Below are 10,999 nucleotides of genomic sequence, written 5' to 3'. Positions count from 1 at the left end.
TGCCCAAGCGCTGGATTGTCGAGCGAACGATCGGTTGGCTCAACCGCTGCCGCCGTCTCGCGAAGGATTGGGAATGCAAAAGCCGGAAAGGGCGAGCGTTCGTCCTCTTGGCCTCCATCCGCCTCATAACCCGAAAGCTCTGTCAGAAAACATCATGATGCCGGACAGACTCTGAGATATGACCATCTGGACCACCGAGAACGCCAGACATTGGATGCCTGAGAAGAACACTGATTGGCTCATAGGCGCCATCAAGGTCTCCGCTTTCGGGGATCAGATACATCCAGCTGGATAACCATGTTGGGTCGGGAGCGGACCCAAAGCATGGGTTCCATCCGTCAGATTTCGACCACTAGGATCGCGGGCGGCAGGCGGAAGGCCTCCGCTTCCCGCGCGTCCGGTCCGACCGGCTGCCCCCGGCTCACGAGCACGTCGCCGACATGGACGTCGGCGCGGGCCATCATCGCGTCCGTCAATTCCGGCGCGTCTTCGTATTCGTCCGCCTGGATGACGTGGGCATCCGTCTTCGCGAAGTCCGTTTCGCCGAACGCATCAGCGGAGAAGCGGGCCGTAGAGGGCTTGCTCTCGTGCATTGGCTTTCCTCATCGTAAAAACGTGACGGTCCGTGCCACGCGGCGTCCACCCGACGACGACCATGCGCGCGTCGAGCAATCCAACGGTGCGACGCGGGACCTCGTCGTCGTCGGCGCGACGATCCTCGAACGGATACGGTTTTCGTTTGAACTCGTCGCCTGCGCACCGTTTTCCCGGACGCCTGGAGCGTCAGCGGACGGCGATCCGGGACCCAGCATCGACAAGGGCCGCGTCAGTGGCTCGATACGAACGGCGCAACGAGATCGACGCTTCGCGGCGTCTTCTGCTGGGTCCCGGATCGGGTTCCGCGGACGCTTCACCCGTCCGGGAGAACGGGCGCCGTGTCCGCAGAACCGATCGACCGGACATCGTATGACCTGTGATGTCAGCAAACACGAGGGCCGACGCGAGGAAGCCCACGCCGTAACCCGGCCAAAGCCGTGTCGCACTTTGCCGGGTGGACCGTGATCGCCCTCGCTATCCAGAAGTGATGAAGAGACGGCCGCGTCAATGAACCCCGCGGCGCCTACCTGTCGGAAGCCTGCGTCCGCGGCCCGTAGCTCCTGAACTTCTCGATGTTGCGCGCGATCTCGGCATCGGAGAGCACCACCGGCGTGCCGACCTGCAACGCGACCGCGTATTGCCGGCACAGGGTCTCCATCTCCACCGCGAGCCAGAGCGCCTTGGGCAGGTCCGGCCCGGTGGCGATCATGCCGTGGTTGGCGAGCAGGCAGCCGTTGCGATCCTCCAGCGCTTCGAGCGCGAGCCGCGAGAGCTCTTCGGTGCCGAAGGTGGCGTAGCCGGAGCAGCGGATCGTCGGGCCGCCGACGGCGGCGATCATGTAGTGCACCGCGGGGATCGTCTGCCGGCACATCGCGAAGGCGGTGCCGTGATCGGGGTGAGCGTGCACCACCGCGTTCACCGCCGGCTTCTCGCGCAGGATGTCGCGGTGGAAGCGCCATTCCGAGGACGGGCTCAGCGGGTGGTCGAAGCCGCCGTCCATCGCCAGGAAGACCACCTCCGCCTCGCCGATGCGGGCGCTCGGGACGCCCGAGGGCGTGATCAGCAAGCCGTCGCGCCAGCGCAGGGAGACGTTGCCCGAGGTGCCGCGGTTGAGGCCCTGCGCATCGAGGTCGCGCGCGGCCGCCACCACAGCCGCCCGCGCCCTGCTCTCGTCGGCATCCATTCGCGGCCCTTCCGGTTGTCCAGCCCCCGATAAGCGCGAAGGCCCGGCACCGTAAAGACGGTGCCGGGCCTCCTTGCGTTCGGCCGGTGGAGCATTTTCAAGCGAGGTGGATGCCGGCTCGCGTGGAGACAATGCGACCACACAGCAGGTGAGAGCATTTTCCGTGATCCAGGGATCACGGAAAATGCTCTCGTGGAGCGTCGCGGCCTCAGGCGGCGACGGCCCCTCGGGCGGCGGTCGTCTCGGGCGCGGCGAGCATCGCGTTGGCGACCACGCGCTTGCGCCAGGGCTTCAGCACCGCGATGGCGAGTATCGAGGCCAGGATGTTGGCGCCGGCCGCCAGCAGGAACACGCCGTCCCAGCTGCCGGAGCTCTGCTGCAGGTAGTTCGCTGCCGGCACCAGCAGGGCCGCCGTGCCCTTGGCGGTGTAGAGCAGGCCGGCGTTGGTCGCCGCGAACTTCGACCCGAAGGTGTCGGTGCAGGTCGAGGGGAAGAGCGAGTAGATCTCACCCCAGGCGAAGAACACGAAGCCCGAGAGCAGCACGAACCACAGCGGATCGTGACCCCAGAGGTAGAGCATGTAGATGCCGAAGCCTTCCATCGCGAAGGCGATGAACATCGTGTTCTCGCGGCCGATCTTGTCCGAGACCCAGCCGAAGAACGGCCGCGTCAGCCCGTTGAGCACCCGGTCGATGGTCGCGGCGAAGGTGATCGCCACCATGGTGATGCCCATGATCGTCACCGGGACCTTGTCGACGCCGATGTCGGCGGCGATCGGCTTCAGGTTGGCGGTGATCATCAGGCCGCCGGCGCCGACGATGACGAACATGAAGTACATCAGCCAGAAGATCGGCTGCCGGACGACCTCGCCGGGCGCGTAGTTGCGCCGGGTCTGGATCACGTTGGCGTTCACCGCCGCCTCGGGCACCTGGCCCTTCTTCGGCGAAATCAGGAAGAAGGCGAGCAGGCAGACGACGATGCCCTGGCCGAGGCCGAACCAGAGGAACGCGGCCTGGAAGCCGTTCTCGGCGATCATCCACTGGATCGGCGCGACGGTGAAGGCCGAGCCGGCGCCGAAGCCCGCCGCGGTGATGCCGGCTGCGAGGCCGCGCTTGTCCGGGAACCACTTGAGCGCGCTGCCGACACAGGTGCCGTAGACCGCGCCCGCGCCGATGCCGGCGACGACCTGGCCGAGATAGAACATGTTGAGCGTGGTGGCGTAGGAATTGATCACCCAGCCGACGCCGCAGAGCAGGCCGCCGAACAGGACGACCACCCGCGGGCCGTACTTGTCCACGAACCAGCCTTCGACCGGGACGAGCCAGGTCTCGAACAGCACGAACAGCGTGAAGGCCCACTGGATCGCCGCGCGGTCGAAGCCGAACTTCTTCTGGATGTCGGGCACGAAGAACGTCCAGCCGTACTGGAGGTTCGCGATCATCACCATGCAGACCACGCCGAGCGCGAGCTGCATCCATCGATATCCGTCGGACACCCGTCCGATCGCCTGTCTGTCGTCGTTTGGCATCGTCATCCTCCCAGAGGTCTTGCTTGAGGCCGGTTGTCCGGCACGTGGCGTGTCGTCCGCGTTGGTCGCGGCGTCGTCGGATCGGGAACCGCCCGAAAGGGACGGTCGCCGACCTTTGCGCCGTTATTCGCCGACGCCCTTCAATCCTCGATGTCGTCGCGCGGAGACCTTCGTCCACGCGAGAACCGCAATGTCGGCATGGTCCTGATGCCGCGTTCCGGCTTCCGATGCAGCTTCGATTGCACGGTTCATCTCGGAAAAACTTTTGGCACCGCAACAAGAAAAAGTCAGCGCACCGGCTGGGCGATCTCTGGTCTACGGTATGCCAGAAATATCGTGCGATATCCGCTCGGAACCTGTCAACGCGACCGGAATAAAAATACAGAAATTTCGTTCGGATTAGGAGCTGCCGACAGACGTGGTCCTCAAAGGGACGGCTCGGCCCGAGTGCGAGGCTTCGGAGCCGAGCGACGGCCGATCCGACCGACCCTGCATCGCCGCGTGTGCCATCTAGGCTGACGCCAAGGTTTGCGTTACGTCGGCGATCGGTCGCGCGTCGAATTCCAATCCAAGAACGCGGACCGACGGATACGGCATGTCGAACTCCGAGTCGCTCAGCATCAAGCCGATCGTGGTCAGTTCGAGCCTGCGCACCCTCGCCTACGAGGCGTTGAAGACGTTCATCACCAACATGGACATCTACGGGCGCCCGGACGAGGTGCGCCTCGACGAGCGCAAGCTGTCGCAGGATCTCGGCGTCAGCCGCACGCCGGTGCGCGAGGCGCTGACCGTGCTGGAGCAGGAAGGGTTCGTCCGGTCCGAGGCCCGGCGCGGCGTCTTCGTCATCAAGAAGACGAAGAAGGAGATCGTCGGGATGATCCATTCCTGGGCGGCACTCGAAAGCATGGCCGCCCGGCTCGCCTGCACCCGGGCCTCGGATGCCGAGCTGCGCTCGCTGCGCGAGGCCTTCCCCGAGTTCTACGACGGGCGGCCGGCCGAGCACATCGACGAGTACTCGGACGCCAACATCCGCTTCCACCAGAAGATCATCTCGCTCGGGCAATGCGCGGTGATCTCCGAGCTGTCGAGCAACCTGCTGATGCACGTGCGCGGCATCCGCAACACCGCGCTCCGCCAGGGCGACCGGGCCGAGAAGTCGATCCGCGAGCATGTCGCGATCATCAAGGCGCTCGAGGCGCGCGACGTGGAAGCCGCCGAGCGGCTCGTGCGCGACCACGGCATCGGCCTCGCCGACCACGTCGACGCCTACGGCGCCTACCTCGACTGAACCGATCCCGGTTTTCCGATCTTCCTGCGCGCGTGGTGCACTCCGTCCACCGCGCGCGAACGCATGCGCGCCTTACATGATTGGTATGTGGCGTTTGGCATACCAGAATGCAGCGCACCATGAGATCTATTGCGTCGCAACACGCATCGGGATCCCGCCATGTTCTCCTCGTTCCTCGCCGTCTTCGCCGCCCTCGCCAGCGTCCAGGTGCTGCTCGTCGTGAAGCTCGCCGACTTCCTCACCGACGGCGCCGAGGCGCGCGGTGCCCGCTCGGTCGCAGCCGACGTCCACGGCGCCACCGCCGCCTGAGCACGCGTCCGAGTTGTAATCCGCCGCGCGTCTGCGCACTCTGCCCGCGAGTCGAGGGGCGAGGCCCGATGCCGAATCAGGCATCATGATGGCGTCGCCGATGGAGGCCGGAAACGGTTCACTCATGAAGTTCGGTTTATCGTCAACACGGCGTTGACGAGGACAACCGAGGAAGGCCGGCATTGGCACAGGGCGCTCCGTTCCCGGCCATGGAGGACGCGTTCGTCCTCCTGATCACCGACCGTCCGGACCTGCGGCGCACCCTGGCGCGCGGGATCGACCTGGTGATGCCGTGCCGCACGGTCTCGGCCTGGCCTGAAGGCGGCGCCCGCCCCGCGCTGGTGGTGATCGACCTGCCGGCAGCCGGCGCAGACGCCGTCCGCGCCGACACCGCCTTGACGCCGACGCTCGTGCTGGAGCGCGACGCCGCGCGGCGCCGGCCCACGTCACCCATCCTGAAGACCCTGCCGGCCGCGACGCGGCGCGAAGCGATCCTCGCCGACGCCTTCGCGATGATCGAGGTCGCCATCGCGCGGACCCGGGTGCTCGACGCGCGGAGTGCCGCCGCGACGACGATCGTGTCGGAGATCTTCGATTCGGCGGCGCTCGGCGCGCCGTTCCAACCGAGCGAGATCGATCGCGGCACCGAGATCGTCCTGGCCGCGGTGTCGGAGGTCGGCATCGGCGACTGGCTCGCCACGGTGTGGCGCCACGACGCCGGCGTCTACCAGCACACCCTCGGCGTCGCCGGCTACGCCGCGGCGTTCGGCGGCCGGGTCGGCCTCTCGCGCCCCGACCGGCACCGCCTGACCAAGGCCGCGCTGCTGCACGACATCGGCAAGGCGCGCATCCCCGTCGAGATCCTGAACAAGCCCGGCCGGCTGACGGCGGAGGAGATGCGCCTGATGCGCCGGCATCCGGAGATCGGCGCGGGGCTGCTCGACGCGCAGGGCGGATTCGATCCGGCGATCGTCGAGGTGGTGCGCCACCACCACGAGAAGCTCGACGGCACCGGGTATCCGGCCGGCCTGCGCGACGGCGCGATCACCGACCTCGTCCGCATCGTCGCGATCTGCGACGTGTTCTCGGCGCTGACCGAGCGCCGGACCTACCGCGATTCCGTCGCTGCCCCCGAGGCGCTGGCGACGATGGAGGGGATGAAAGGCCACCTCGACCGCGCGCTGATGCAGGCCTTCGCGCCCGTGGCCCTCGGCCGTGCGGTGGAGTTGGCCTGATCAGCGCGTTTCAAACGCGCCGGCCTCCACGCGGCTTGAAAAGACTCACGCCCTGCCCGCGACGGGCCGCCATCGCGGCGGAGACCAGGCCGAGGCCGCCGACGGTGGCGAACAGCGCGGCGAAGGCGCGCCCGATCCCGTCCGCGCCGAACACCCGGTCGTTCAGCAGACCGAGCAGGGCCGGCCCGGCGCCGAGCGCCACGAGGGTCACGAAGGCGATGAACAGGCCGCTGATCCGCCCCCGCAGGGCGACCGGCGTCAGGAACTGGATGCCGGCCAGGCTCGGCGGGCTGCAGAAGCCGAGGGCCGCGACCAGGGCCGCGAACCCGCCAAGCGAGAGGCCGAGCCCGGGCGCGAACACCATGACGAGGGTCGCAGGCAGCGACAGCAGGAGCCCGAGCCCCAGCATCCGCGGTGCGGCGCGCGGGCGCTTGCGCTTCGCACGGTCGAGCACGATCCCGCTGACGATGTGTCCCACGGGCGCCGCAACCAGCACGACGAGGCCGAGGATCAGCCCGCTCTCGGCCGGCGTCACCTTGAAGGCGCGCACGTAGAAGGTCGGCGCCCAGGCGGTCAGCGTCTGGCCCATGAGGATCGCGGCGGTCGAAGCCACGGTATGGGGCAGGTAGGCGCGGCCGTGCCGGACGATCCAGGCGAAGGCGCGCGACCACGGCGGCAGTGGGACCGGGACCGACGGAGGGGGCGGTTCGGCGATGCCCCAGGTGAAGGCCAGCAGCACGAGGTTCGGCAGGGCCGCCAGCACGAACAGGGCCTGCCAGGGCGCGAGCGCACCGAAGCCCGGCAGCGTCAGGCCGCCCTGCCCCGTCAGCCAGCCGAGGGTCGCCCCGCCGACGAGGAGGGCGAGGCTTCGCCCGAGCGTACCGCCGGTGGTCAGCAGCGAGACCCCACGCCCAAGCCGCGCCCGCCCGACCCGCAACGCGAGCAGGGACAACGCGGCCGGGACGACGCCCGACTGCCCCAGGCCGAGGAGCATGCGGCTCACGAACAGGGCGGCGAAGGAGCCGGAGAGGCCGCAGGCCAGCGTCGCGAGGGTCCACACCACGAGGCAGCCGAGAAGGAGCGTGCGCCGATGCCCGCGGTCGGCCAACGCGCCGACCCAGGGCAAGCCCGCCGCATGCAGCAGCGCGAAGGCCGAGCCCTGGAGCAGGCCGACCTCGGCGTCGCTCAGCGCCAGATCGTGCTTGAGCGGCGTGGCGAGCACCGTGATCAGGAACCGGTCGCTGAAGGCGAAGAACTGCGTCGCCGCGAGCAGCAGCACCAGCCCCCAGCCGGACGATCCGCCGCTTCGCTCCGCGGTCGGTAGGCGACGAGGTGTGGACGCGAGCGCCGGTTCAGTAGAGTTCACAAAGCCACGCGGCGAGTTGCGACCGGGCGTCGGCGATCCCCGCCCGGGAGGCGCGCGCCCGCTGCAGGTCGGCACGGAACTGTCCCGGCGGCCGCCCGAATGCCGCGTGAAACGCCCGGTTGCAATGGCTTTCGCTGCCGAAGCCGCAGGCGAAGGCCAGGGCCGCGATCGAGCGGGTCTCGCTCGGTCGCCTCAGGCAGGCGCGCAGGCTCTCGAGCCGCCGGAGCCGGAGCACGTTCGCGACGCCGCCATCCTCCGAGAACGAGCGATACAGGACGCTGCGCGAGACGCCGACGCCCCGCGCGATGGTTTCGGCGTCGAGGGTAGAGTCCGACAGGCGCGTGGCGATGAACGCCTCGGCGCGCTCGCGCCGCAGCAGGACGAGCTGCGCTTCGGTGTCCGGGTCGAAGCCGAGCCCGGTCCTGTCGTCGAGCACGGCGGCCAGCACCGTCGTCAGGGCGCGGGCCGCGCCCGCCGCCGCGCGCGGGTTCATGGCGGACGCTCGGCGGGCGAGGGAGACCATCAGGTCGGCGACGAGCCCTCCACTCGCCTCGGGCAGCACCGTGCCGTGGAAGCCGCGAAGCCCGCGCAGCGAGCCTTCGACCGGATCGCGCGCGAGCGCGACGGTGACGACGTGCGCGTGGTCCGCCCGGCTCGATTGCGGCCGGGTGGTGTCGAACAGCAGGATCTCGCCGGGCGCCACCCGAACCTCGTCGCCCGGGACGCCGCCGGACAGGCGGCCGGCGAGCAGGAGGTGGAGGTTGACGTGGTCGAAGCCGTCGCGGCGCACGCGCGCCGCGCCACGGCTGTGCACCAGCCCGTTCAGATGGCGATCGAACACCACCATCCGCGGGAAGCGGTGGGCCTGGAAGCGGGCGTAGAACCCCTCCCCCGTCAGGGCCACGTCGGAACCGTGGGCGTAGAGGTCGTGGTAGGTGCCGAATCCGTCGGGGGCGTCCGGCGACTGCGCGGCGAAACTGAAGGATTGCAACGTCACGGGTCGGCCGAAGCGAGTCCATTCGACACGTCGGTCGATGCGATGTTCATTATTCACCGCTGAAACACGGGTGCAAGGCGGCCCACGGCTGCAACCACTGGGGAATGATTACGCATCACACCTAAAAGTCCGATCGGAGACGAGGCTCGAATGCAGCCTATCCCCGTGCAGGAACGGCCCTCGTGGCGCGCCTGAGGTGCCTCCGCCGAGGTCGCGGTCGGCCCGCATGGGTCTGCGATGGAACGGCGCATCGACGGACGCTGCTCCGGTGCTAGCTTCCTCGCGACGCGCCGAAGGGCAGCGGGCCTCGGAGGATCGCGATGAGCGGCGTGTTCTTTCTCTACTTCACCGCCTGCATGGCGAACGCGCCCGAGACCTGCGAAGCGCGGCGCATGCCGCTCGACGTGGCGACGCCCCGCGCCTGCCAGCACGTCGCCCAGCCGCAGCTTGCGCGCTGGGTCGAGGAACACCCGGACTACCGGATCGCCGGGTGGCGCTGCGGCGCGCCGATGCGCGATCCCGGCACGCGGATCTGATGGCGGGCGTGGCATCGCGGGCACAGGCGCCCGCCCTTGCGCACGGTGCGCCGTCGCGCGCCCCGGTTTCGCCGCATGGGACGGGCCAAGGCGAGGCTCCGTCCCGCCAGCGAACCCGTTCCCGATGCCATACAGCGCCGCCCGCCGCCTCAAGGCCTTCGCCGCCTACGGCCTTTTCGCCCTCGCGCTCGCCGGCTGCGGGACTCCGACGCTCATCGAGAGCGCCGGCCCGGTCAGCCCCGTGATCCTCGACGAGAATGCGGCCGCCGCCGCGATCTCGCGTTACCGCGCCCAGCACGGGCTCGGGCCGGTCACCGTCGACGCCGGGCTGGTGACGGCGGCCGCGTTCCAGGCCGGCAACAACGCCCGCACCGGACAGCTCAGCCACGAGGTCGGCGGCAGCTTCACCGCGCGGATGGCCTCGGCCGGGCTCGGCCGGTCCTGGTCGGCGGAAAACCTCAGCGCCGGCTCCGAGACCTTCGATCAGGTGCTCGCCCGCTGGAAGGCCTCGCCCGAGCACAACAAGAACATGCTGATCCCGCAGATCCACCGCATCGGCATCGCCCGCGTCGACGCACCGGGCACCCGCTACAAGCGGTTCTGGGCGCTGGTGATGGCCGGCGGCTGATGGTCGAAATCAGACGCTGGGCATCCAATCGCGGGATCCACTAAAGTTGGAAAGCGGACCTGGGAGGGGTAGAAATGGATCAGCCAGTAGCCATGAGCATTGCTGATGTCTCAGTCGCGGCTATGATCGACGATGAAATTATGCGCGCTGCAAAAGAGCGTTGGCAGAAAGTGGCCATGATCACGGCTATAATAATTCATGCTAACCCTCGTCGAGGAATAAAGGACACAGCAATAGTAGAGCGTATCAAATTGCTTGTTTCACTAGGTAAGCTCGAAGCGCAAGGGAATTTAGACCGTATGCGCTACAGCGAAGTTCGGTTGCCACCACGGTAGAACCTGCAACCCACACTTCGCTCGTATGGTCCGCTAAGGGTCGAAAGCAGCCCTCCGCTGCAAGTGCCAAGCGTCTGATGTCGACCAAGAGAGCGCCTTCCGCCGAAGCGGACGCCTTTTCGGCGAAAGACAGCACATCATGATAAGGGCCTATTCGACCGTGTTCGGCGCGACGACGTTGCCGGTGCCGCCGTCGGCATTGTCGAGGCTGCTGCCGAAGGGATAGCCGGAATCCTGGCTGCAATAGAGCCGCCAGCCGCCGCGAGAATTCACCACGATCGCCGCCGACGCGAACAGGCCGTCGCCGGTGAAGGTGTTTCCGGTGACGACGTTGTCCGACGGCGTCTGGTGGCGGACCGTGCCGCCCTCCCCGCAATTGCGGTAGAGCCGCACGCCGCCTTGGCCCTGCGTGGCGATGCGGTTGCCGGTGATGCGGTTGCGCGCCGAGCCGTCGACGGCGATCGCCTCCCGCCCGAGCGCGACGGCGATGGTGTTGTCGGCGATGACGTTGTCGGCGCTCTCGGCGTCGAGGTAGATTGCGTCCGCGCCCGAGCGGCCGTCGAGGGTCGAGCCCTGCAGGGTGAACCGCGTCACGCCGGGGGCGAGGTAGAGCGGGATGTGCCCGAGCGCGGTGATCGTCGAATCGCGGATCGTGACCTCGGTCGGCGCCGCCGCCTGCGCCCGCTCGGTATGGCCGAGGCTGTGCGACGACGCCTTCACCGCCGCCCCCTGGCCGTTGAGGCCCATGCCCCAGACGCGGACGTGGCCGAGGATGCGGCAGTTGCGAAGCATGACGCCGCTGGGGCGCGACCAGGTCCCGCCGGGGCCGGCCGGCGCGCGCGAGCGGATCTCGACCGCGAAGTCGGCGAGCGTCGGCGCCGGCTCGGCTCGCCCGATCGTCGCGCCGGCGCAGTCGATCTCCTGTCTATTATACAAATCTCCGAGCCCACGACAACGGAGCCAAAATCCTATTCAGTATTGTTAATGAAAAAAAAAA

At 68.3% G+C, this 10,999-nt stretch carries 13 protein-coding genes; 7 read left to right on the top strand and 6 right to left on the bottom strand.

Annotated elements, in window-relative coordinates; genetic code table 11:
• Positions 1 to 158 (top strand): transposase (locus tag FV222_RS08760; protein WP_147813855.1); only part of this gene is annotated, 158 nt, incomplete at its 5' end.
• Between the two features lie 180 nt (positions 159 to 338).
• Here the strand turns inward: FV222_RS08760 and FV222_RS08755 are convergent.
• From FV222_RS08755 to oxlT, 3 genes are all read right to left on the bottom strand, one after another.
• Positions 339 to 593, bottom strand: a complete 255-nt coding sequence (locus FV222_RS08755; protein ID WP_147764325.1) for a hypothetical protein — start codon at positions 591 to 593, stop codon at positions 339 to 341.
• Between the two features lie 527 nt (positions 594 to 1,120).
• Positions 1,121 to 1,780, bottom strand: a complete 660-nt coding sequence (locus FV222_RS08745; RefSeq protein ID WP_147764326.1) for a class II aldolase/adducin family protein — start codon at positions 1,778 to 1,780, stop codon at positions 1,121 to 1,123.
• A 208-nt stretch (positions 1,781 to 1,988) separates the two neighbouring features.
• Complete coding sequence (gene oxlT, locus FV222_RS08740; RefSeq protein WP_147764327.1) at positions 1,989 to 3,254, bottom strand: oxalate/formate MFS antiporter; 1,266 nt, start codon at positions 3,252 to 3,254, stop codon at positions 1,989 to 1,991.
• Positions 3,255 to 3,903: 649 nt separating this feature from the next.
• Between oxlT and FV222_RS08735 the strand changes: the two genes are divergently transcribed.
• The 3 genes from FV222_RS08735 to FV222_RS08730 all read left to right on the top strand — a co-directional run bounded on the left by FV222_RS08735 (position 3,904) and on the right by FV222_RS08730 (position 6,140).
• Positions 3,904 to 4,596 carry a GntR family transcriptional regulator gene (locus tag FV222_RS08735; protein ID WP_147753813.1) on the top strand — a complete coding sequence of 231 codons (693 nt, stop codon included), beginning with the start codon at positions 3,904 to 3,906 and terminating at the stop codon, positions 4,594 to 4,596.
• 159 nt (positions 4,597 to 4,755) lie between these two features.
• Positions 4,756 to 4,905 (top strand): hypothetical protein, encoded by a 150-nt coding sequence (locus FV222_RS29445; RefSeq protein WP_187277268.1) that lies wholly within the window; start codon positions 4,756 to 4,758, stop codon positions 4,903 to 4,905.
• A gap of 182 nt (positions 4,906 to 5,087) precedes the next feature.
• A complete protein-coding gene (locus tag FV222_RS08730; protein WP_306422445.1) occupies positions 5,088 to 6,140 on the top strand; it encodes an HD domain-containing phosphohydrolase in 1,053 nt (350 codons plus the stop codon).
• Positions 6,141 to 6,150: 10 nt separating this feature from the next.
• Here the strand turns inward: FV222_RS08730 and FV222_RS08725 are convergent, their stop codons facing one another.
• Together FV222_RS08725 and FV222_RS08720 are read right to left on the bottom strand one after the other, a co-directional pair.
• Positions 6,151 to 7,419 carry an MFS transporter gene (locus FV222_RS08725; RefSeq protein WP_238273058.1) on the bottom strand — a complete coding sequence of 423 codons (1,269 nt, stop codon included), beginning with the start codon at positions 7,417 to 7,419 and terminating at the stop codon, positions 6,151 to 6,153.
• A gap of 73 nt (positions 7,420 to 7,492) precedes the next feature.
• Positions 7,493 to 8,497, bottom strand: a complete 1,005-nt coding sequence (locus tag FV222_RS08720) for a helix-turn-helix domain-containing protein (RefSeq protein WP_187273577.1) — start codon at positions 8,495 to 8,497, stop codon at positions 7,493 to 7,495.
• Between the two features lie 326 nt (positions 8,498 to 8,823).
• Between FV222_RS08720 and FV222_RS08715 the strand changes: the two genes are divergently transcribed.
• From FV222_RS08715 to FV222_RS08705, 3 genes are all read left to right on the top strand, one after another.
• Complete coding sequence (locus FV222_RS08715) at positions 8,824 to 9,039, top strand: hypothetical protein (RefSeq protein WP_147764330.1); 216 nt, start codon at positions 8,824 to 8,826, stop codon at positions 9,037 to 9,039.
• 124 nt (positions 9,040 to 9,163) lie between these two features.
• Positions 9,164 to 9,667 carry a CAP domain-containing protein gene (locus FV222_RS08710; RefSeq protein WP_147764331.1) on the top strand — a complete coding sequence of 168 codons (504 nt, stop codon included), beginning with the start codon at positions 9,164 to 9,166 and terminating at the stop codon, positions 9,665 to 9,667.
• Positions 9,668 to 9,741: 74 nt separating this feature from the next.
• Entirely contained in the window at positions 9,742 to 10,002 is a 261-nt protein-coding gene (locus FV222_RS08705; RefSeq protein ID WP_147813853.1) for a DUF3658 domain-containing protein, read from the top strand.
• A 150-nt stretch (positions 10,003 to 10,152) separates the two neighbouring features.
• Here the strand turns inward: FV222_RS08705 and FV222_RS08700 are convergent, their stop codons facing one another.
• A complete protein-coding gene (locus tag FV222_RS08700; protein ID WP_187277266.1) occupies positions 10,153 to 10,938 on the bottom strand; it encodes a right-handed parallel beta-helix repeat-containing protein in 786 nt (261 codons plus the stop codon).
• Positions 10,939 to 10,999 lie beyond the last annotated feature (61 nt).

This window comes from Methylobacterium sp. WL103, assembly GCF_008039885.1.
In the GTDB taxonomy this organism is placed as follows: Bacteria; Pseudomonadota; Alphaproteobacteria; order Rhizobiales; family Beijerinckiaceae; genus Methylobacterium; species Methylobacterium cerastii.
The sequence above is the reverse complement of the archived record's forward strand: the minus strand, read 5'-3'. Positions and strand labels throughout refer to the sequence as shown.